This is a genomic window from Methylosinus sporium, from assembly GCF_003113265.1.
GTDB classification, from domain to species: domain Bacteria; phylum Pseudomonadota; class Alphaproteobacteria; order Rhizobiales; family Beijerinckiaceae; genus Methylosinus; species Methylosinus sporium.
The window spans coordinates 44,578-66,578 of record NZ_PUIV01000010.1; the positions used below are offsets into that span (position 1 = coordinate 44,578).

The window sequence follows — 22,001 nt, forward strand, 5'->3', positions numbered from 1 at the left end:
CCGGAATCCGTGGCTCGGCGGCTTCGCGAGCTGTTCCTCGCCCATAAGCGCGATCTCTTCGGCTTTCTCGTGCGCAAAGTCGGGGCGGTCGATGCGCCCGATCTGCTGCAGGAGACCTTTCTGCGCATGGTCCGCCACGACCGGCCCGAGACCATCGAGGACCCGCCGGCCTTTCTCAAGCAGATCGCGGTCAATCTCGCCCGTGATTTCGCCCGCCGCCGCAAGACGGAGGCGGGCTGCCTCCAATTCGGCGACTATGTGATCGATCCGCCGGCGCCGGAAACGCCCATCGAGGAGCGGCTCGACTACGAGCGGCGCTCGGCGCTGCTGAAGGCGGCCATGGAGGCATTGCCGCCGCGCTGTCGCGAGGCCTTCGATCTGCACATCTATAATGACGTCCCGCTCGCCGAGGTGGCGCGGCGGATGGACATATCCGACCGCATGGCGCGCAAGCACGTCAGCCTCGCGCTGCGCGCCTGCCGCGCCGCGCTGCGGAGCGACGCCGAGTGATTTTTTCCCGCTTCGAGGTTCCGCCTCGCGCCGGGGCCGCGTCATCTATACTGTCGCGCGCGGCGCCTCGAGGACGGATGGAGAGATGACCGGGCATAAGGCGAGAGAACCCGCGCCGGACGAATCCGGGGACGCCGCGATCGAATGGTTCGTGCGCTTGCGCGAGGGGAAGCTCTCGGCCGAGGAGACGGCCGCCTTCGAGGCTTGGCGCGCCGCGCCGGCCAATGCCGCGGCTTTCGACGAGGTGCTCCATATGTACGGCCATCTCGCCGGCATGAGCCCCGCCCGCCGCACGCCGCCGGCGCCGCGCGCCACGCGCGGGATGCGGGCGGCGGCCCTCGCCTTCGCGGCGGCGGTCGCGGTCTTCGCCTCTTACGATGAAATCGCCCTGCGGCTGGAAGCCGACCACTTCACCGGCGTCGGCGAGAAGCGTCTGGTGACGCTGGACGACGGCTCGCATGTTCTGCTCGACTCGCGCTCCGCCATCGCTTCGCGCTATTCGGCTGGCGAGCGGCGGCTCCGGCTGCTCTCGGGCGAAGCCTGGTTCGATGTGGCGCCGGACGCTTCGCGCCCCTTCGTGGTCGAGGCGGGCGACGGCCGCGTGACCGCGCTCGGCACCGCCTTCGATGTGGCGCTGGAAAAAAGCGGCGCACGCGTCACTGTGACGGAGCACCGCGTCGGCGTCGCCAGCGGCGGCAAGACCATGATCGTCGAAGAGGGCCAGCAGACCGCCTTCGAGCGCGACGCGCCGGCGCGCGCGCCGGAGGCGGTCGATATCGACACGGCCACCGCCTGGCGGCGCGGCAAGCTCATCGTCAATCGGCAGCCGCTCGGCGATGTGCTCGCCGCGCTCGGCCGCTATCATCGCGGCTATATTTATTGCGTCGATCGCGCGATCTGCGCCCGCCGCATCTCCGGCGTCTTCGGCGCGCAGGAAGACGCGCTGCAATCCTTGGCGGAGATAGAGGCCTCGCTCGGCCTGCGCGCCATCCATGTCACCAGCTATCTGATCCTTCTGTATTGAATTCGAACGCTTCATCGGCGCACGAATTTTTTCGAGCGTAGGAGGTTCCGCTTTTTCCGCCTGCCGCGTCCTGTTCCCGAGAGCCCGAACTCTATGGCGGGCGTTACGACGGCGGGACGAAATGGCCATGGCGAGGAAGAAGTCGGTCGGCGAGGGCGTGAATATGAGTTCGACGGCGATCGCCTTGGCGCTGAGCGCGATGACGCTCGGGGCCGAGGCTCCGGTGACGAGCGCGCAGGCCTCCATCTCGCCGCAGGAGCGCGACGGGACGCTGCGCGACTACCGCATTCCCGCCGGCGCCATGGAGACGGCGCTCAACGCCTTCGCCGACCGCAGCGGGCTGCATATCGTCTTCGACGTGCGCCTCACAGAGGCGATGAGAACGCGCGGCGTCGTCGGCGCCTATTCGGTGCGCGAAGGGCTCGACCGGCTGCTCTCGGGAACCGGCCTCTCCTATCGCCTGTCGGAGAATGGACGCTCCGTCTCCATCATTCTCGCGCAGGCCGCGCGCGGAACCATGACCGACGCCAGCGGAGCCGAGCTGCCGCCCATCGACATCGGCGCGGAGCAAAAACGCGCGAGCGGCGTCTCCACCGCGCCTGGCTTCGACGCCGAGCGCGCCAAGCTGCCGATCTACCGCGATCCGCCCGGGCAGACCGTGACGACGGTCGATCACAAATTCCTCGAAACGACGCCGATGCAGACCGTGCAGGACATGCTGCAATACAGTCCCGGCGTCTCCATCTCGCAAGGCACGATGCCGCGCGAGCTGCTGCCATCGATCCGCGGCTCCGGCAATCGGCTCGGCATGACCTATCCTTTCACCGTCCGCAACATCATGCTCTATGAGGACGGATTCCCCATCGTCACCGCGGACGGCAACGGCCGCACCGACATGCTGGACCCCCATTCCTTCTCCGGCGTCGACGTCTATCGTGGCCCCTCTTCGGCTATGTTCGGCAATTACGCCTATGGCGGCGCGATCAATTTCCGCAGCCTGACGGGCAAGGAGATCGACGGCGTCGAGACGGGCTCGGAATTCGGCAGCTTCGGCTATTTCAACAATTATCTGCGCGCCGGAAAAAAGATCACGGATCGCGATCTCGGCGATCTCGACATTGCGGTCTTCGGCTCCGACACGCGCGGCGACGGCTATCTCGCCCGCGGCGCGCATTCCTTCGACCAGGGCAAGGTGCTGGCGACCTGGACGCCCGTTCCGACCGATCGGCTGACGTTCAAATTTCTCGCCAGCAGCTCCTTCGCGGAATTCATGAACCGCAGCTCGCTGACGCAATTCTACAAAAATCCCTATGGCAAGAATGTCGACTGCCGCATAGCGACGCCCGCCAATCTGCCCTTCTGCAACAATCTCTATGTGCCGGCGAACGGCTCCTTCACCGGCGCGACATCGGGTCTCTCGAACCAGAGCGTCTGGCAGCTCGGCACGCATTGGCATGTGATGCGCGATATCGTCGGCTTGCGCTATGAGCACGACTTCGACAACGCCACCACATGGCGCACGCAATTCACCTATGATTATCTCGATTACATCAACAGCACCTGGCCGCCGCCGAAGGTCGGCCCCGCCGTTTTCGGCGGCCTCGGCGGGCCGGTCGCGATCCGCGGCCCGTCCTATGGCCTCAGCGCCTCCACCGACATCACCAATCACGGCGCGATCTTCGGCCTGCCGGCGACCCATTATCTCGGCTTCTTCTACGACGGCCTCAAAAGCGTCAATCCGCTGTATTCGCAGGTTCCCAATGTATGGGGCTACGGCGCGATCGGCGGCGCGGTCGGCAATATCGAATCCAATCACTCCAATCTCGGCATTCGCGCGCGCGAAGAAATCGCCCTGACGCCGCAGCTCACCGCGGCGATCGGCTTCAGCTCGAATTGGAACAGAATCTCGGGCGTCTACAGCGTCTATAATTACGCGAGCAACGGAACCATGACGCTGCCGACGCAGGTCGGCGTCGACAACGACTATTGGAACACGGCGCCCGAAGCCTCGCTCACTTATCGCATGAGCCCGGAATGGCAATTCCGCGCGCGCTATGCGACGGGCTATGGCACGCCCAATTTTATGTATCTCACCAATACGCCGACGGGCGCGGGCAACAATACGTCGCTGAAGGCGCAGACCAATATGGGCGTCGATCTCGGCGTCGATTGGACTCCGGCGAAAAATCTGACGGCGAGCGTCACGCTCTATCACGAATGGTTCCGCAACGAGATCCTCACGCAATCGAATGGCCTCGTCAGCTATCAGCTCAATGCGCCCTCCTCTATCCATCGCGGCGTCGAAGCGAGCGTCGATTGGCGGCCCTTCGACGGTTGGCGCTTCATCGCAGCCTATGCCTATAACGACCAGTATTTCACCAATTTCTGGGACAGTCTCTCTGCGACCGTCTCTTATAATCGCGCTGGCAACCGCATCCCCAATGTGCCGACGCATACTCTGACGAGCCGCGCCGGCTATGACATTCCGGATGGCGATTTCAAAGGGCTCGGCGCTTTCGTCGAATATGTGTTCAAGAGCTCCTACACGATCGACAACGCCAATCTGACGTCGATCCCGGGCTATGGGCTCGTCAATCTCAATGCGCATTACAGCCGCGCCATCGCGGACAGCTATGTGAAGAACATAGAAGTCTATTTCGATGTGAAGAATCTCTTCGACCGCACCTATGTCGCCGGCGCCAATGTGCTGACCAACACGCTGATGACGGGAACCGCGGTGCAGACGCCGGCGATTTTGCTCGCCAATTCGACCGGCGCGTCGATCATCGCCGGCTCGCCGCGGGCTTTCATCGGAGGAGTGAAGTTCAAATTCTGAATGTCGCGCGCGCGTCGATAAAAGCCAAAATGCGCGCGCCCCCTCCCCAGCCCTCCCCCGCTACGCGGGAGAGGGAGCAGATCGCGCGCTTCATCGATGGTTCGCGACACGTCGCCGCCTTCCCTCTCCCGCGAAGCGGGGGAGGGTGAGGGAGGGGCCTTCGGCGTGAAGGATTTCAGTCGCGCGCGGTGTTCAGCACCGTCACGCCGCGGAAGCGCGCCGCCGGCGCGCCATGCGACACGGGTGCGAGCTGCATCGGCTCCGCCTTGCCGCAAGTGAACGTGCCGCAGAGCCGATAGGTGGAGGCGTCGCCGAGTCCGTCGAGCGAATTCCAGAACGAAACCGTGCGCCCCTGATAGGCGGCGTCGCGCACCGGCTCGCCGAGCTTTCCGTCCCTTATCTCGTAGAACATCTGCCCGCCGAATTGGAAATTGTCGCGTTGCTGATCGATGCTCCAGCTTCCCGCGCCGACGATATAGAGCCCCTTTTCGACGCCGCCGATCAGTTGCTCGAGCGAGCACGCCGCGCTATTGGGCGCGAGCGAGATATTGGGCATTCGCTGAATGGGAAAGGCGGTCGGGTCGTCCGCATAGGCGCAGCCATTGGAGCGCTCGGCGCCGATGAGATGCGCCTGGCCCATCGCCATTTGATAATTGCGGAACACGCCTTCGGAGACGATCTCGAATTCGGCGCATTCGCGCGGCGCGCCATCGTCGTCGAAGGCGATGCTGGCGAGCCCGCCCTCCTGCGAGCGATCGGCTTTGATCGTCATCAGCTCGCTGCCGAAGCGCAGAGTGTTCAGCATATGCGGCTTGACGAAGGAGGTGCCGGCGAAATTCGCCTCCCAGCCGAGCGCGCGATCGAGCTCGGTCGAATGGCCGACGGTCTCGTGAATGGTGAGCCAGAGATTGGTGGGATCGATGACGACATCGGTCACGCCCGCCTCGACGGGCTTGGCGTCGAGCTTTCTTCGCGCATCCTCGACGGCCTGACGCGCCTCGCCGAGAAGATCGCAGGAGAGCGCATAGTCCCAGCCGGCGGCGCGCGCCGGCGCGAGACTCTCGCGCGTCTCGAAACGGCCGGAGGCCTTGTCGATCAGCGTGACCTCGAAAGAAGGCTGCGTGCGCGTGCGCGATTGGAAGATGCGGCTGCCGCGGCTGTCGGCGAAGAGCCGCTCCTCGGTGGCGAAAGAAAAGGACGAGACGCAATAATCCGCGCCCGCCGCCAGCGCTGCGGCGTTGATGGCGACGAGGCGCTCGACCTTCGACGTAGCGTCGACCGCGAAAGGATCGACGCCGACCGGCATGATCCATTCGGCGACATGCGGCTGCGTCTCCTCGAGACGCACAGGCGCGACGCGAATGGGCGCGACGGCGCGGGCGTTGTGAATGGCGCGCTCCACCGCGGCGTCCAGGACGGCCGGCTCCAGCGCGCGCGCGCCATAAAAGCCCCAGCAACCGTCGACGAGCACACGCAGGCCGAAGCCCGGGTCGGCGCTCTCGAAGAATTCGTCGAGCCGCTCCTCCTTGGCCTGGATGAATTGGCGGCGCGTTTCGCCGATGCGTATGTCGGCATAGGCGGCGCCCGCCCGCAGAGCGGCGGCGAGCGCCCGCTCGGCGAGAGCGGCGAGACGGCCGCGATCGAGGCGACACGGCGCCCCCCGGCGAATCGACAAGAAATCTCGCGCTACGGTCATGGGTCCCTCGCCGCCGAGGATAACCTCGCGGCGGCGGCGAGGGAAAGGCGAAAGCGCCGATGACGCCCTCGACCTGTTTTTTTTGCGTCAATGCAAAACGGAGAAGCCCTGCTTCTTATAGGAACCGGCGGCTTCCGGGCCCTTCAGAAAGGCGAAGAATTTCGCCGCGGATTCGCTCGTCGAAGAGGCGGTCATCGCGAAAGGATAGACGATCGGCGGGTGGCTCGAGGCCGGGAATGTGGCGACGACCGTGGTCTTCGGCTCCGAATTCGCATCTGTCAGATAGACGATGCCGAGCGGAACCTCGTCGCGCGCGACGAAGAGCAGAGCGGCGCGCACATTCTCCGCAAAAGCGAAGCGCGGCTCGAGATCTTCCCAAAGCTTGAGCTGCTGCAAGGCCGCCTTGGCGTATTTGCCGACCGGCACCGAGGCCGGGTCGCCGGTGGTGATGCGGCCGCTTTCGCCGAGCGCGCCGAGCAGCGAGGCCTTGTCCAGCGCGAGCTTCTTTATGTTGGCGATCTTCGGCGCGACCAGCACGAGGCTGTTGCCGAGGAGATTGGTGCGCGTGCCTTCCTTCAACAGGCCGCGCGAGGAGAGATAATCGGCGGAAGCAACATCGGCCGAGATGAAAATATCCGCCGGCGCGCCCGATTCGATCTGCTTGGCCAGCGGCAGAGAGGCCGCATAGCTGATCGACACTTCGACGCCCGTCTTCTTCTTGAAGGTCGCGGCCGCCTCGTCGAGCGCATTTTTCAAGCTCGCGGCGGCGAATACGGTGACTGTCTTGGCGCCGCTCGCCTTGTCGGCGCTCGCCGCCGGAGCCTCGGCGCGGACTTGCGGAATATTCAGCGACAGAAAAGCGGCGACGAGCGCCAGACTTGCCATTTTGACCATGAGAACGTCTCCGATGATCGGCCCGATGTGTGAGCCTGACCGTAGTTATGCATATATTTTGCCTAACGGAGAGTCTTTTGCATAATTTCGCATGAAAAAGCAGATCCAGAATCGCGAGGACCAGACGGAGGGAGCGGCGTTCGCGCGGCGGCGGCTTCGATCACAAAGCTCTGCGTTTCGTTCGGACAGCTCGAATCGGAGGCCGGATCGCGGCGGCTCGGCTCGCGCGATTGTCGGCGGCCGGATGACATGTTATTTTTCCGTATCTCGGGAAAAAACACACAATGTCTGAATTTCTCACGACGCGCGAACTCGCCGCCCTTTTGCGCGTCAAGGAACGCAAGGTCTATGATCTCGCCGCGGAAGGCGCCTTGCCGGTCCGCCGCGTTACCGGGAAGCTGCTGTTTCCGCGAGCGGAAATCGAAGAGTGGCTGACCGCGGGCGCGAGCGGCCGAATGGCGCGCGCCGAGGCTGCGACGCGTCCGCTCGTCGTCGCCGGCGGCCATGATCCGCTGCTCGAATGGGCGTTGCGCGAATCGCGCTGCGGCGTCGCCGCCCTGCTGGATGGCGCGCTGGACGGGCTGGAGCGCGCCGCTGCGGGCGGCTGCATCGCCGCCGGCCTGCATATTCCCGAAGACGATGGCGGCTGGAATATCGAGACCGCCGCCAAGCGACTGGCCGGCGAGCCGGTGGTGGTCATAGAATGGGCGAAGCGCCGCCGCGGGCTGATGTATCGCAAGGGGCTTCCCCGACGAATCGCCGAGCTCGCCGACGCGCGCGACCTCTCCTTTCAATCGCGCCAGCCGGAGGCCGGCAGCGAGCTCATCCTCTCCGTCTTGCTCGAGCGCGCCGGAATGAAGCGCGAGCATCTGCGACTCGTTCCCGCAGTGGAGCGCTCGGAGACCGACCTCGCCTCGGCCATCGCCGCAGGCCGCGCCGACATCGGCCTCGGACTCGAGGCCTCCGCCCGCCAATTCGGCCTCGAATTCGCGCCGCAGATCGTCGAGCGCTTCGATCTCGTGGTCTGGCGCAAGGCCTATTTCGATCCGCCTTGGCAGACGCTCATGCGCTTTTGCGCGAGCGAGGCGTTTTCAGAGCGCGCCACGCAGCTCGGGGGCTATGACGTCTCGCAGTTCGGCTCCGTGCGCTACAACGCCGATTAGCGCCGCCGAAGCGGATGCGCGCCCGCGCCCGCCTTGCTGTATTACATAGGGAACAGGAGGATAGACATGTCAGCTTCCACCGTCTCGACCGCCGACGCCGAGCACGCGGCGATCGAAGCCGCGATCGCGACCTGCGTTCGCTCCTTTTATGACAAGGGCCTCGCCGATCCGCTGCTCGGCCCGATCTTCGGCGCGATCCCGGAGCTCGACCAGCATCTCGACGTCATCGCCGCCTTTTGGTCGAAATCGCTGCTCGGCACCGAGCGCTATCAGGGCCATCCTTTCGCGGTTCACATAAATCTGCCGGTCGAGCCCGAGCATTTCGCCCGCTGGCTGGAGTTGTTCACGCAATCGGTGCGCGAGAACCTACCCTCCGAGCAGGCGGAGCAGGCCGTCGCCAAAGCGACACATATGTCGCAATGTTTCCAGGGCGGGCTGTTTCCCTTCACAGGCGCGGATGGCAAGCCCTCGCGGCTGCCGCCGCGCTGAGGCGAGCGCGCCGGCGCGGCCTCAGATCGAGAGGCCGCCGCCGCCTTCGAGAAAAGCGTCCCAGGAAAAGGGCGTCCAACCTTCCGCCTGCATTTCGATCGCGAAAGAAACGCCGCGGGCGATGAGCCGATTGCGCGCGCTCATGCCGGCGACCTGCGCCCCGCTGGAGGCGGCGATATCGGCGAGCGGCGTGCCGACGGCCACCGCCCGGCCCTGCTTGACGATGCCGCGAATGCGGCCGCCATAGGGAGCGGGAACCGGAACGCCGTCGATCGCGCCGAAAGCTTCGCCGGCCTCGACGACATTGCCGATATCCTTGAACATTTTGAACAGTCCGGCGATCGGCGCGCGCACCGGCTCGGCGTCCGGCGGGTCCGCCTCGCAGCTCGGCCCGGGCCCCTCGTCGGGGCGCCTTATCGCGCCGGGATCCTTGCCATAGCCGTCTATTGCGAGATCGCAATTCTCGCCGGGGATCGATCCGGGGGCCACGCCAATGGTGAGGCCGGCGAGATTTTTGATGGAGAACGGCTCCTTGCGCGGCGTCATCTCGGCGTCGACGACGACTTCCCAGGGCCATCGCTCCAATATTTCATTGAGCGGATGCGTCAGCACCGGAACGAACATGCGGCTTCGCAGGCCGAGCATGAATTCGGCGACGAGATCGGCGCGGCGCGCCTCCACCCCCTCGAGCACGCTGGAACCGTCGAACCAGGCGTCCGCGAAGGTCATCTTGCGGCGGAGATCCGGCGGCGGCGCCGCCTCGTGGAGAGCCACGATATGATCGGCGAGGAACAGCTCACGCGCGATGGCTGAGGCCGTTTCGCCGATGCCGAGAACGAGAACGCAGGAATGTCTGTCGGACATGACGGCTCACTTCGGCTGAGGTGATACGGATTTTTGAGACTAGCAAGAATCTGGCCCTTCGCGCGGAAAGGGCGCCGATCGCGCGACGTCGGCGTTCGCGAGGCTCGTAGCGAGGGTGACCTTATGCCGCAGGCGAAGACGCGCCAGCTTGGAAGCTTTGCAATATATTCTGGTATACGGCTCGCATAGAAAGGAGCGCCTCGGAACGAGACGTCGGCTCGCCGATCCGTCGAAGCCCGGGAAACAGAGAGCGCCGCGCAACACGGCGAAGATGGAGGACGATGTGCAACCGAATGTTTCTTCAGAGGTCTCGACGGAAGTCGGCCATGTCGCGATTGTTCCCCCGGCTGCCGAGCCGGCGGAAAAGGACGTCTCCGTCGCGACCGCGGTCGGCGACAACGTTATAATCATGGTGCGTTTCCGCCCCGATACGACCGTCTGGGAAATCAATGGCCTTCCCGCCCATCTCGACAAGCAGGCCTGGTTCAAGCTGCTGTGCGAGCGCGCCGGCTCCAAATTCGAGACGCGCGCCGGCGGCCGCGGCTATTTCCGCCTGACGCGCGTGGAATATGAGGCGATCGCCGCCCGCAATCCGAACTGAGCATTCGAAACGGACGCCGCCGCGCGGCGTCCGTATCCCGGCGAAAAAGCCGCCGGATCGCGCATTTTCATCGCTAAAACGCGCATTTCCCCCATAAAATATGAGATTGGCGTATTTCTCGCTAGTTCGGCGATCATGCTGGACAAGAAGACGCCGCTCTTTGCGCAGACCCACGATTACGTATCGATCTTCCCGGCGCGCGTGCTGCGGCACGAGCCGGACGTCGGCCTTTCCACGCTGTTTTTCGCCGGCGGCGAATTGCGCGTGCCCTTGGTCGACGCCGCCGTCGGAGCCGCGATCGAGGTGGAGATCGACGCCCGCGACGTCTCCCTCGCCCTTTCGCGGCCGATGGATGTCTCCATCCTCAATCGCCTGCCGGCCGAGATCGTCGAGCTGGATTTTCTGCCGCCGCCCTTCACGCGCGCGAGCCTGTCGCTCGGCGGCGCCCGCATAGACGCGCTGATCACCCATGAATCGGTGGAGCGCCTGGCGCTGGTCGAGGGACTCTCGGCCTGGGCCATGATCAAGGCCGTCGCGATCAGCGGCCGGACGCTCGATCCCGACGAGGCTCCGTTTCCGCGTCACTGGCCGTCTTCTGATAGGACCAATCGAGCGCGCCGATGATCTCGTCCAAGGTGCGCTTGGCCGAATTGGCGGCATGGCGCTCGATCGAGCGATAGACGCTCACCAGCCGCTCGCCGAAGGGCGTGATCTCCGCCCCGCCCTCGCGTCGTCCTGGAAACGTCGCCACCACCGGACTTTCGAAAGTGCGGTTGAGCGCATCCACCGACAGCCAGCATTTGCGATAGGACACGCCGAGCGCACGGCTCGCCCCGATGATCGATCGCTCCTTGCGCAGCGCGTCGATCAGTTCAAGGTCCGCCGGAGCGAGAACTCCGCCATTGGGCAGCTTCAAAATCACGCCGACCTGCGGCGCATCCGCGTCTGTTCGCATCGTCCCGGGCCTCCTTAAGACGCCGCGATCTGTATCGAACAAAATATAGCTGAAATACGACGCTGCTGTCACATACGGGACAGGATTGTCAGTGGGCGACGAAGGGCCCCTCGATCCGCGTCGCATTCTGCTTGGCGAGTTCGATGCGAATCGCCCGGCTGACGCCGCTCGCGACCAGCGCCGAACGCTCGTCTATGCCGGTCCATTTGGCCGAGCGGCCGCGTGGATCGATCTCGAGCAATTTGACCCCGGCGGGAATATGCAGCCCGTCGCGGACGACGCCGCGCAGCACGCCGTCGAGCGGCGCGGTCACCGGCTCGCCGTTCAAATGGCCGACGACGAAATCCTTGAACACGCGGACGCCGATATCGACGGCGGAATGCCACAGGCCCGGCTTTTGGGAATAGGCGAAGCGCTCCTCGCCGACATCGCCGAGACGATTGGGGACATGGTCCGCCGGCTCGGTGGCCCCCTCCTGGATAATGAGGCCCTCCTGCGCAGGCTTGGTCTCGATCGCAATGTCGCAATTGCGGCCGACGGCGAAATTGGGCCCGAGGCCGACCGCCACTTTGGCCAAATGGCGCAGATCGGGCGTGGCCCGATATTTCTGCATCCGCGCATCGACCAGCGCATGGGCCGTCCGAATGGCCACGAGATCGTGGAACTGCAGCGGCGTCACGGCGACCTTGGTCGTGTAGTCGAGAATTTCGACGAGTTCGATCGTCGAATCGGCGCGTTCGGCCTCTACCTCTTCGAGCGTGATGCGCTCGCCATAGAGGCAGTCGTTGAACGCCATCTGGCGGCGGATGACCGGCGGAAACGCGTCATGGCTGAGCACGCAGGCCCAGCCGATCCGATTCATATGCACGGCGACCGCCGAGGCGATCTCATTCGTTCCTAAAATGACGGCCAGCGGTCGTTTCCGCCGCGGCGTCGCAATTTCGTGTCGAGGGCGCATCGCTCACTCCTGATCTGGGCAGTCGGAAGCAAGCGGCGCGCCAGCGCTAAGGCGGATATATTATTATTATTTTTCAATATGATATAAAAATTCACAGCGCCCGCTCACGCGACGCACCTATATTGTCGCGTATATAACAGTGGCGGTTTCCGACCGTTTGTCGGGCGCTCAGGCGCCGTCGGCGCGAAAATGTGCGGCGAGCCAGACGGTCGGCAGCGTCGCATCGGTCCATTCGACGCGATGGCGGCGATGCGCGGGGATTTCGAGATAATCGCCGGGCGCGAGGGTCAGAACCTCGTCGCGATCGGCGAATCGAAGACCGGCGGAGCCGGCGAGCAGGATCACCCATTCGGCCTCCTCCTGATCGTGCCAGAAGCCGGGCGGACTGGCCTGGCCGAAGGAGACGATTCGCTCGAGGCGGACGCCCGGCGCGGCGAGCAGAGGCAGAAACTGCTCCTGCTCCGCCTTTTCCGGCAGATCGACGAAAATATTCCCGAGGCGCATATGACCTCCGCTGCGGGCGTTGGTCCGCGCATCGCCGCGATGCGACTATTCCGCGGCGTCGCGCAGACGTGCGCGCGCCACCGCGCGCAATTCGTCGATCGGCGCGAGACCGGCGCCGGATTCGAAATGCCAGAAGGTCCAGCCGTTGCAGGCGGGCAGGCCTTGAACCAAGGCGCCGGTCTTGTGAATCGAGCCGACGATCGGGCCGATCGCCAAAGCGCCGTCGGCGCGCACGACGGCCTTGTGGTGCCCCTTGGCGTCGGTGAGCGTCACGCCGGGGGCGACGAGCCCCGCCTCGACGACGCTGGCGAAAGCGATGCGCGGCTCATTGCGTTTGGAGGGCGCCGGCGCCACCGCCACGGCGGGAAGCGGCGTGATCGCCGCAATTCGCGCCCGCGCCGCCTCGGCATAGGTCTGCTCGCGCTCTATGCCGAGGTAATCGCGGCCGAGCAGCCGAGCGACCGCCCCGGTCGTGCCGGAGCCGAAGAAGGGATCGAGCACGAGATCGCCGGGATTGGAGGCGGCGAGGATGATCCGGGCGAGGAGAGCCTCGGGCTTTTGCGTCGGATGCGTCTTGCGGCCGGCCGAATCCTTGAGGCGTTCTCCGCCCGAGCAGATCGGCAGCAGCCAGTCGGAGCGCATCTGGCAATCCTCATTGCCAGCCTTCAGCGCCTCGTAATGGAAGGTGTAATTGCGCGCCGAAGCGTCGCGCGCCGCCCAGATCAGCGTCTCATGCGCATTGGTGAAGCGACGGCCGCGGAAATTGGGCATGGGATTGTTCTTCCGCCAGACGATGTCGTTCAATATCCAGAACCCGAGGTCCTGCATGATCGCGCCGACGCGGAATATATTGTGATAGGAGCCGATGACGAAAATAGTGGCGCTCGGCTTCATCGCCCGCCGCGCCGCCGCCAGCCAGTCGCGGGTGAAGGCGTCATAGGCGGCGAAATCGGCGAATTTGTCCCAATCGTCATCGACCGCGTCGACGACGCTCTGATCCGGCCGGGTGAGCCGGCTGGCGAGCTGGAGATTATAGGGCGGGTCGGCGAAGACGAGATCGACGCTCGCCTCCGGCAGGCCGAGCATCGCCTCGACGCTGTCGCCGACGACGACCTCGTTACGCGACATCGCGCGCTTCGGCGCGCGAGGCGACCCGAAATTCGACATCCCAGTACGCGAGACCTTTATCTGGGACTTGGGGCGGGTCGCCCCGACGCGCGCGCTACTCATGGACAATCACCGGCTACGCAACCAACGCTGCGAACAATGCCCGATCGCGGTAAAAGCCGGGTTTAGAGAGCCCATGCGCGGCTGTCTCTTTTCCGCACGCCTTCGTTAAGAAATCGCAAGTTCACCAGTTATTTACGAAACATCATGACACGCCGGCGCCGCCGAGGCGCGGCTCCCGCAGCGGCGCGAAGCTCATGCGATGGAAGGGCGTCGGGCCATGTATGCGCAGTGCTGCGAGATGCTCCGCCGTGCCATAGCCTGCGTTGGTCTCGAATCCGTAATGAGGATAGAGCGCGGCGAGCCGGCGCATCTGGCGGTCGCGCGCGACTTTGGCGACGATCGACGCCGCCGCGATAGAAAGCGACAGCGCGTCTCCTTTGACGATCGCCTCGCCCGGGCAAGCGAGCTTCGGCAAATCACGGCCGTCGACCAGCACGTAATTCGGCGTGACATGCAGCGCCCCCACCGCCCGCCCCATTGCGAGCAGCGTCGCCCGGCGGATGTTCAGCCGGTCGATCTCCTCTACGCTGGCGAAGGCGACGCCGATCGCCAGCGCGCTCGCGGCGATGCGCTCGAAGGCCGCCTCCCGCGCCTTGGCCGACAGCGCTTTGGAATCGTCGATCCCCTCCGGCAGGCGGCGTGGATCGAGAATCACCGCCGCCGCCGCGACCGGCCCCGCGAGCGGGCCGCGTCCGACCTCGTCGACGCCGGCGACCGGCCGAGCGCCGTCGCGCAGAATGCGCGTTTCGGTGAGAAAATGTGGGGGCATATGCGCTCGGCTCGGTCGAAAAGGGGGCGGCTGAAAAAAACACAGCGGCGGGATCGAGGCAATCGATCGGCGAGCGGGCCGTCAAAAAAGGCTGAGCTGCTCGGCCCCGCAGCTGGGCGGCCGAAAAAGATCGGCGCGCAGCCGCGTGCGGGAGAAGCCGAGCCGCGTCGAAGCGAGCTCGAAACGTCGGCCTACCATCCATGCGTAGGGGCCGTCCCCCGTCATGCGCTTGTCGAAGGAGGGATCATAGAGCTTGCCGTCGCGCGCCGAGCGCACCAGCGACAGCACATGCCGGGCCTTGGCCGGGAAATGGGTGACGAGCCATTCGCTGAACAGCTCCCGCAGCTCGAGCGGCAGGCGCAGCATCACATAGCCGGCCTCGCGCGCGCCGGCGGCATGGGCGCGCGTCAATATGGTCTCGATCTCGGCGTCATTGAACGCCGGAATGATCGGCGCGACCAGAACCGCGACCGGAATTCCGGCCTCGGCCAGCCGCTCGATCGTGGCGAGGCGGCGCTCCGGCGAGGCGGCGCGCGGCTCCATCGCCCGCGCCAGCGCCGGATCGAGCGTCGTCACCGAGATCGCGACCTTGACGAGGCCCTTGCGCGCCATGGGCGCGAGAATGTCGATGTCTCGAACGACCAGCGAGCTCTTCGTCACTATGCCGATCGGATGATCGGCGCGGCTCGCTACTTCGAGCAGGCCGCGGGTGATGCGATAGCGCTTCTCGAGCGGCTGATAGGGATCGGTGTTGGCGCCGATGGCGATGGTCTTCGGCGAATAATTGCGCGCCGACAATTCGCGCTCCAGCAATTGCGCCGCACCCTCCTTGACGAAAATCTCCGTCTCGAAATCGAGGCCCGGCGAGAGGCCCATGTAGGCGTGGCTCGGCCGCGCATAGCAATAGACGCAGCCATGCTCGCAGCCGCGATAGGGATTGATGGAGCGATCGAAGGAAATATCCGGCGAGTCGTTGCGCGTGATGATCGTCTTCGCCCGCTCGGCATGGACATTGGTGCGGAACTCGCCGAGTTCCTCGATCGAGCTCCAGCCGTCATCGGTCTCGATGCGTCGCTCGCGTTCGAAACGGCCGCTCTCATTGGAGAGCGCGCCGCGCCCGCGCCGCCGCGCCGGATCGACGATCGGCCGCTCCTCGGAGGAGAAATTCACCACCGCGCCGATCGCCTCCCGGCTCAGCTGCGCCGCTTGGCGCCAGTCGCTTTTTTCCGATTTTTCGATCAGACGTTTCGCCGAGCTCGCCATGGCGACAATCTCCTTGCCGGCCTACTCCACCGGCGTCTCGGCCGGCCTTTCGCCGGCTCGCGGCGTCGCTTCGGCTCGCGGCGCGACACGCCCATGCGCGACACTGGGGCGCCTCGCGACCGCGAGCCTCGATGCGACGCTTACAACTCGAGGGGACTTGTTTACCGACGCAAAGAACATTTACCGAACGACAGAACATATATGGAACATTTCTGGGGCCGTCAAGCCTCCTCGTCTCGTTCGATCGCGCCTCTTCGCGCAGCCGAGCTCCGGTCGACTATTTCAGGCCGCATCCTCGGATCGGCGCCTCGCGTCGGCGACGTCCGCGAGCGGACGGCCGGGCGCCTCGCTGCTCTGGGCGGCGCTTCTGCGCAGCGTGATGCGAAAGGTGGCGCCGCCGCCGCTGGTTTCGTCCACGCCGATCGATCCGCCCATCTGCTCGACGAGCGTCTTCGAAATGGCGAGACCGAGGCCGATTCCATTGCTCTTATTGTCGCGCCGCCAGAACGGCTCGAAAATCTTCTCGCGATCGGCGCGCGGAACGCCGGCGCCATGATCGACGACCTCGACGACCGCGGTCGACGACGCGCGGACCAATATGAGGCCGCCGCGCGGTTCGGCGCGCAGCGCATTGTCGAGAAGATTGGCGACGACGCATTCGAGCGCCCATCCGTCGCCCGTGACGATCGTCGGCTCGCGTGGCGGCTCGAATTCGATGCGCCGGCCGTTCTCGATGATGAGCGGCGTATGATCGGCGACCATTGCGAGAACGACGGCGCCGAGATCCATGTCGACATCGGCGCGAGCGTCGCGCATCGAAAATCGCGCGCTCGCCAATAATTGCTCGACGATCGTCTGCACGCGGCGAATGTCGCGCTTCATATCGCGCCGAAACGCGGCGTCGTCGGGATTGTCCGCATGGGCGCGCATGATCGCGATCGGCGTGCGCAGCTCATGGGCCGCATTGGCGGTGAAGCGGCGCTGCGCCGCGACGCCCGCATTGAGGCGCGTCAGCGCGTCATTGACCGCCTCGATGAAGGGCGCGATCTCCTTCGGCGCGTCATCGGCTTCGATGCGCTTGTGCAGCGTGTTCACATCGATCGCCGCCACATCGGCGGCGGCGGCGCGCAATGGCGAAAGACCGCGCCGCACGACGATCCATGCGATGGCGAGCGCGCAGAGCACGGCAGGCGCGACGACAGCGGCGCTGTGCGGCGTCAGGAACAAGGCCGCCACAGCGAAGAGATCGTCCCAGGCGAAACGATAATTATAGGCTGCGATCGCGCAGGCCCCGACGGCCGCCGGCGCGCGCCGCAAAAAACCACGGGCGCGAGGATCGGCGTCGCCCGGAATGCGGAACTTCAACGTCGTCGCGCCGATGCGATCGAGGCCGCCGAGCGCTTCGACCAGTTCCGGCGCCGAGCCGCTCAACGCCGCGCCATTGCAATCGAAGGCGGCGTAACGCGCTTGCGGATTGACCTCGCGATAGGCGCGCAGCGCAGCGCTCGGCGCGAGAATGGCCTCGCCGGTCTCGGTTTTCGTCACCGAGCGCGCGACCAATCCATAGATGCGATGCTCGCCCCAATCGTCGGGCGCGACCTGCCAGCCCGGCGCGAGGCCGGAGGCGGAGATCAGAAAATCGGTGATCGGCACCAGAAGCAAAATGCCGACCATCTGCACGACCGCGAGAGAGACGATCAAGCGCAGCGCGAGCGAGCGACGGCGCCTCACGAGGATGCTCTCGCCAACATATAGCCGATGCCGCGCGCCGAATGAATCTCGACCTCGGCGCCGAGATCGCCGAGCCGCTTGCGCAAGCGCGACACCAGAATGTTCAGCGCATTGACGTCGACATTGTCGTCGAAGCCATAGACCTCCTCGACGAGCCGCGCGCGCAGCACGATGCGGCCGGCGCTGCGCACGAGCGTCTCCAGCAGAGCGAGCTCGCGCCGGTGCAGCACGGCGGGCGCGCCATCGACGAAAACCTCGCGCGCCGCGAGATCGAAGGAGAGTCGGCCGATGACGACGGGCGGAGCGACGGCGCCCAGGGCGCGGCGCAGGCAGGCGCGCACGCGCGCCATCAACTCGTCGAAGTCCACCGGCTTGGCGAGATAATCGTCGGCGCCGGCGTCGAGCCCGCTGACGCGCTCGCTCACCGCCTCGCAGGCGGTGAGAATGAGAATGCGCGCGTCCGGCTGCAGACGACGCAATTCGGGCAGAAGCTCGAGTCCGTCGCCGTCCGGCAGACGGCGATCGAGAATGGCGAGCCCATAGCGATGGCAGGCCAGCGCTTCTCGCGCATCGACGAGAGCGCCGACATGATCGGCGATGAAGCCCGAACGCCCGAGCCGCAGCGCGAGCGCATGGGCCATCTCCGTTTCGTCCTCGACGAGCAGCACACGCATCAAGGCGCGCCCTCGCTCGCCGCGCGCTCGGGAGACGCGCCGCTCGGCAGGAAAATTCGTGACATTGTTTCGTCGCTCCGCCGCACGCGAAGACTCAGAGCATAGGACAAAGCGCGCATCGAGCGCAACCGGCGACGGCGAGCGGAAATCGACGTTCTCGTCGTCCCATGTTATCTCCATGAAAGGTTGGCTTCCTACGCCCGGCGGCGATGCGGCGTGTCCCGCGGGACGAATTGAGCGACAAAGGAGGCCCTATGCTCGATCGCGATCTTCTGCGAAGCGTCGGCGCGAATGCGTTGGCCATTGTTCTCCTCGGCGGCGGGGCGCTCGCGCAGGAAGCGCTGCCGCCGATCGACATAGACGCGGCGCGGCAAAGACACAGCGCCGAGGCGGAGCGGCAGGGACCGGGGACCGTGCAGACCACGGCCGGCCCGGTGCGCGGATATCAGGCGCAGACCGCGACGGCGACGCGCCTTCCGACGCCGATCAAAGAACTGCCTTTGTCGATAGAGGTGATTCCGCGCAAGCTCATCGACGACAGCCAGGCCGTTTCGCAGAGCGAGGCGTTCCGCAATGTCTCGGGCCTGATTGCGATCGATCCGCGGTATCCCGGCGGCATAGGGCCGAGCCTGCGCGGAATGCGCGCCGAGCGCTATGTGGACGGATTGCCGAACTATTACGATCTCGGCGTGCGCGATCTTCTCGCCAATGTCGAGCGCATAGAGGTGGTGAAAGGTCCGGCGAGCATTTTGTTCCAGGGCGGCGCGAGCCCCGTCGGCGGCGTCGTCAATATCGTGTCGCGAATGCCGACGGCGGAGCGTTTCGCAGAAGCCGGCGTGCGCGCCGGCGGCTATCGTTTCGTCAGCCCCTATATAGACGTCAATCAGCCGCTCGCCGCCGATAAGAGCGTGCTGTTCCGCGTGACGGCGCAATATGAATCGACGCATTCCAACATAGACGTCGTGCATCGCCGCAGCTATTCGATCGATCCGACGCTGAAATTCGCACCCAACGAGGACACCTCGCTGACGATCCAAGGCCATCTGTCGCGGCGCGATCAGCCCGATTATCCCGGCCTGCCGGCGACGGGAACGATCGACCGCTCTTTCTATTCGCTGCGGCCGACGAGCTTCCTCGCCAATTCACGGATTCCCGATGCGACGACGGAATCCTCCGGCGTCACCATTCGCTTCGATCATCGTTTCGACGAGACTTTCTCGACCTTCACCAGCGCGCGCTGGACGTCTTCGCGAATGTACGAACCTTCGCAGATTCCCTTCGGCGGCAATCAGCCGAATTATTCGGTCAATCCTTCCCTCGGCGCCTATGGCGGGCCGAGTCAATTCGTCATGCTGAACACGATACTCGCGCAGCAGCTCGAAGAATTCGCCATCACCTCCAATGTCGTCGCCAAATTCGACGCTGGGCCGACACGCAATCGTCTGCTCATCGGCGGCGATTTCAATCGCGTCTGGGAGCGCGGCCAGCTCGCCGCCTCCTACGCCGCCGGACCGGATTCGAGCATTTACGGAGCGTTCGGCTTTCCGAAGCCGACGGATTTCCGTTCGCAGGCATTTCCGCTCTACGCCTATCCGCTGCCGGGCCAATCGGGCTATAGCGTCTTCAATCAGAGCAATAATCAATATCAGAACGCCGGCGCCACTGTGCAATTGCAGTCGACGATCTTCGATCGCCTGCATTTCCTCGGCGCCTTGCGCGTCGCAATGATCGACATCGACAGCTACGAGGGCGCCTATTCGCCGCCGCAGACTTTCTCCACCAGCGAGACCAAAGTGCTGCCGCGTGCCGGCGCGACCTATGATCTGCTCGATTGGCTGTCGATCTATGGAAGCTATTCGCAGGGCCTGCGCGCCGTCACTTTCTTCAACAGTCCGAATGGCGCGGCGCCCAAGCCCGAAGGCTCCGAGCAATTCGAGGCGGGCGTCAAGCTCGACGGACTTTATGGCCTTTCCGGCACGCTCGCTTTTTTCGATCTGAAGCGCACCAATGTGCCGACGACGGCGCCCGGCGGCCTCACGCAGACGCAGGCCGGCGAATGGCATTCCTCCGGCTTCGAGGCCGATCTCGTCTGGCAGCCGACCGCGGAATTTTCCGTGCTCGCGAGCTACGCCCATATCGACGCGAAAATCTCGCGCAATGCGAATCCGAAGCTGCAGAATGTGCCGCTCAATCTGGCGCCGGCGGATTCGGGACGACTGTGGGGCAATTACGCCTTCACCGGCGCGCTCGCAGGATGGTCGCTCGGCGCCGGCCTCTATGCCTCCTCTGGACAAGTGGTCGAGCTCGGCAAGCCGTGGATGACCAGCGGCTATGTCGTCTTCGACGCGGCGCTCACTTACAAGCACGAGAATTTCACCTTCGCGCTCAACGCCAAGAATCTCGGCGATCGGCGCTATCTGACGGCCTATCCCTATCTCTCGGGAAATCTCGCGGCGGCGGAAGGACGAACCTTCTTCGCCACACTCTCCGCGCGCATGTAGGAGCGACGATGAGCGACATGGACAGCCATATCGATCGACGCCGTTTCGGCGAAGGAATTGCGGCTTTCGCGGCATTGCTCGCGAGCGCCGCGCCCACGTTTCGCCCGAGCGCTGCGCGAGCCGCAGCATCCTCGCACGACATGTCCTCCATGCCGGCGCATTGGATGGGCAAGGAGAAGATCGCCTTTGTGATCTATCCCGGCTTCACCGCGCTCGACATGGTGGGGCCGCAATATATGCTCGCCAATCTGATGGGCGCGAAGATCGAGATCGTCGCCAAGACGAAGGAGCCTGTGCGCAGCGACACAGGCCTCGTCTTCACCCCCTCGGCGTGTTTCGAGGATGCGAAAGAAATCGACATTCTCTGCGCGCCCGGCGGCTCGAATGGCACGCTCGCGGCCATGCGCGACGAGGCGACTCTTGCCTTTCTGCGCGAGGCGGGACGCAGAGCGAGCCATGTCACCTCCGTCTGCACGGGCTCCATGCTGCTCGGCGCGGCGGGATTGCTCGACGGCTATCGCGCGACCTCGCATTGGGTGACGAAGCCGCTGCTGCCGATTTTCGGCGCGACGCCCGCCAATGGCCGCGTCGTGCAGGATCGCAATCGCATAACGGCGGAAGGCGTGACGGCCGGGCTCGATTTCTCGCTGGCTCTGGTCGCGCAGCTGCGCGACCGCACTTACGCGGAAGGCGTGCAGCTATTGGCGCAATATGCGCCGGAGCCGCCCTTTTCCGCCGGCGAGCCGGAGACGGCGCCGCGCGCGGTCACGACGATGATCGAAGGAATGTTCGTCGGGCTGAGGCAGGACATGAGCGAAGCCGGCAAAGCCGCTTTCGCCAAAATGCGCGAGCGCTGATGTGCGTCGCGCTCAGTCGCGCGCGTCGACGATCCGATAGGATTCGTGGCAGGCGACGCAATTGCGCATCAGCTCGCCGAGACGTGCAAGCGAGCGCGTCTCATTCTCGCCCTCCGTGAGGCCCTTGGCCAATTCGTCGAAGCCCTTGCGCATCGGTTGGCCGAAGCTGCGCCGTGTCTCCGGAAATTTTGGTCCGAGCGTAGGCGGCATGGCGTTTTCCGCCTGAAAGCGCTGCGCGCCGCGCGCAGCGGCCGCCTCCGCGGCCGCCGCTCTATCGCTCACGGAGAGCGCCGAGACGATCTGCTCGACGCTCTTTACGAAAAGGCGCATCTGGCCGAGAACGAAAGCCTTCTCCGGCGCCGTCATGGCGACGGCGACGCGCTGATCGGACTCGTCGCCGCGCGCGGCAATCGTCGAAAGAGACAGGCAGAGCACAACTCCCGCTTCACGCCAGCGCATCGCGCCCCCTTGTCGATCTCAGC

General features: G+C 65.0%; 21 protein-coding genes. 9 read left to right on the forward strand and 12 right to left on the reverse strand.

Features of this window, described 5'->3' with window-relative positions; genetic code table 11:
- Positions 1–9: 9 nt before the first annotated feature.
- From C5689_RS08925 to C5689_RS08935, 3 genes are all read left to right on the forward strand, one after another.
- Positions 10–510 carry an RNA polymerase sigma factor gene (locus C5689_RS08925; RefSeq protein WP_244594643.1) on the forward strand — a complete coding sequence of 167 codons (501 nt, stop codon included), beginning with the start codon at positions 10–12 and terminating at the stop codon, positions 508–510.
- 85 nt (positions 511–595) lie between these two features.
- Complete coding sequence (locus tag C5689_RS08930; protein WP_108916923.1) at positions 596–1,534, forward strand: FecR family protein; 939 nt, start codon at positions 596–598, stop codon at positions 1,532–1,534.
- 127 nt (positions 1,535–1,661) lie between these two features.
- The gene (locus tag C5689_RS08935; RefSeq protein WP_244594644.1) at positions 1,662–4,370 is read left to right on the forward strand and encodes a TonB-dependent receptor domain-containing protein; all 2,709 of its coding nucleotides are present in this window, start codon (positions 1,662–1,664) and stop codon (positions 4,368–4,370) included.
- A 175-nt stretch (positions 4,371–4,545) separates the two neighbouring features.
- Here the strand turns inward: C5689_RS08935 and C5689_RS08940 are convergent, their stop codons facing one another.
- Together C5689_RS08940 and modA are read right to left on the reverse strand one after the other, a co-directional pair.
- On the reverse strand, positions 4,546–6,066 hold the full coding sequence (locus C5689_RS08940) for a TldD/PmbA family protein (protein WP_108916925.1): 1,521 nt from the start codon (positions 6,064–6,066) through the stop codon (positions 4,546–4,548).
- Positions 6,067–6,153: 87 nt separating this feature from the next.
- Positions 6,154–6,960 carry a molybdate ABC transporter substrate-binding protein gene (modA, locus tag C5689_RS08945; protein WP_108916926.1) on the reverse strand — a complete coding sequence of 269 codons (807 nt, stop codon included), beginning with the start codon at positions 6,958–6,960 and terminating at the stop codon, positions 6,154–6,156.
- A gap of 284 nt (positions 6,961–7,244) precedes the next feature.
- Here modA and C5689_RS08950 point away from each other — a divergent pair, with 284 nt between their 5' ends.
- Positions 7,245–8,123, forward strand: coding sequence for a helix-turn-helix transcriptional regulator (locus C5689_RS08950; protein WP_108916927.1), 879 nt, complete (start codon positions 7,245–7,247; stop codon positions 8,121–8,123).
- A 66-nt stretch (positions 8,124–8,189) separates the two neighbouring features.
- Entirely contained in the window at positions 8,190–8,612 is a 423-nt protein-coding gene (locus C5689_RS08955) for a group III truncated hemoglobin (RefSeq protein WP_108916928.1), read from the forward strand.
- 21 nt (positions 8,613–8,633) lie between these two features.
- Here C5689_RS08955 and C5689_RS08960 read toward each other — a convergent pair whose 3' ends face one another.
- A complete protein-coding gene (locus C5689_RS08960; RefSeq protein WP_108916929.1) occupies positions 8,634–9,476 on the reverse strand; it encodes a hypothetical protein in 843 nt (280 codons plus the stop codon).
- Positions 9,477–9,885: 409 nt separating this feature from the next.
- Between C5689_RS08960 and C5689_RS08965 the strand changes: the two genes are divergently transcribed.
- On the forward strand, positions 9,886–10,077 hold the full coding sequence (locus C5689_RS08965; protein ID WP_108916974.1) for a hypothetical protein: 192 nt from the start codon (positions 9,886–9,888) through the stop codon (positions 10,075–10,077).
- A gap of 135 nt (positions 10,078–10,212) precedes the next feature.
- The gene (locus C5689_RS08970; RefSeq protein ID WP_108916930.1) at positions 10,213–10,701 is read left to right on the forward strand and encodes a TOBE domain-containing protein; all 489 of its coding nucleotides are present in this window, start codon (positions 10,213–10,215) and stop codon (positions 10,699–10,701) included.
- On the opposite strand, the gene C5689_RS08975 is transcribed toward C5689_RS08970, so the two are convergent.
- The 8 genes from C5689_RS08975 to C5689_RS09010 all read right to left on the reverse strand — a co-directional run bounded on the left by C5689_RS08975 (position 10,616) and on the right by C5689_RS09010 (position 18,161).
- Positions 10,616–11,032, reverse strand: coding sequence for a winged helix-turn-helix domain-containing protein (locus tag C5689_RS08975; protein WP_108916931.1), 417 nt, complete (start codon positions 11,030–11,032; stop codon positions 10,616–10,618). The genes C5689_RS08970 and C5689_RS08975 overlap by 86 nt on opposite strands.
- 88 nt (positions 11,033–11,120) lie before the next feature.
- A complete protein-coding gene (locus C5689_RS08980; RefSeq protein WP_108916932.1) occupies positions 11,121–11,990 on the reverse strand; it encodes a xanthine dehydrogenase in 870 nt (289 codons plus the stop codon).
- A gap of 168 nt (positions 11,991–12,158) precedes the next feature.
- Positions 12,159–12,494: a cupin domain-containing protein gene (locus tag C5689_RS08985; protein ID WP_108916933.1), complete on the reverse strand. Its 336-nt coding sequence runs from the start codon at positions 12,492–12,494 to the stop codon at positions 12,159–12,161.
- A gap of 45 nt (positions 12,495–12,539) precedes the next feature.
- Positions 12,540–13,724, reverse strand: coding sequence for a site-specific DNA-methyltransferase (locus tag C5689_RS08990; RefSeq protein WP_108916934.1), 1,185 nt, complete (start codon positions 13,722–13,724; stop codon positions 12,540–12,542).
- Between the two features lie 142 nt (positions 13,725–13,866).
- Positions 13,867–14,493: a ribonuclease HII gene (locus tag C5689_RS08995; protein WP_108916935.1), complete on the reverse strand. Its 627-nt coding sequence runs from the start codon at positions 14,491–14,493 to the stop codon at positions 13,867–13,869.
- 81 nt (positions 14,494–14,574) lie between these two features.
- Positions 14,575–15,756, reverse strand: coding sequence for a PA0069 family radical SAM protein (locus tag C5689_RS09000; protein WP_108916936.1), 1,182 nt, complete (start codon positions 15,754–15,756; stop codon positions 14,575–14,577).
- Between the two features lie 282 nt (positions 15,757–16,038).
- Positions 16,039–17,487 carry a sensor histidine kinase gene (locus C5689_RS09005; RefSeq protein WP_108916937.1) on the reverse strand — a complete coding sequence of 483 codons (1,449 nt, stop codon included), beginning with the start codon at positions 17,485–17,487 and terminating at the stop codon, positions 16,039–16,041.
- Positions 17,484–18,161, reverse strand: a complete 678-nt coding sequence (locus C5689_RS09010) for a response regulator (RefSeq protein ID WP_108916975.1) — start codon at positions 18,159–18,161, stop codon at positions 17,484–17,486. The genes C5689_RS09005 and C5689_RS09010 overlap by 4 nt, the downstream gene beginning before the upstream one ends.
- A gap of 254 nt (positions 18,162–18,415) precedes the next feature.
- Between C5689_RS09010 and C5689_RS09015 the strand changes: the two genes are divergently transcribed.
- A complete protein-coding gene (locus tag C5689_RS09015; RefSeq protein WP_108916938.1) occupies positions 18,416–20,662 on the forward strand; it encodes a TonB-dependent siderophore receptor in 2,247 nt (748 codons plus the stop codon).
- Between the two features lie 8 nt (positions 20,663–20,670).
- A complete protein-coding gene (locus tag C5689_RS09020) occupies positions 20,671–21,519 on the forward strand; it encodes a DJ-1/PfpI family protein (protein WP_425293396.1) in 849 nt (282 codons plus the stop codon).
- Positions 21,520–21,531: 12 nt separating this feature from the next.
- Here C5689_RS09020 and C5689_RS09025 read toward each other — a convergent pair whose 3' ends face one another.
- Positions 21,532–21,978: a cytochrome c gene (locus C5689_RS09025; RefSeq protein WP_108916939.1), complete on the reverse strand. Its 447-nt coding sequence runs from the start codon at positions 21,976–21,978 to the stop codon at positions 21,532–21,534.
- Between the last annotated feature and the right edge of the window lie 23 nt (positions 21,979–22,001).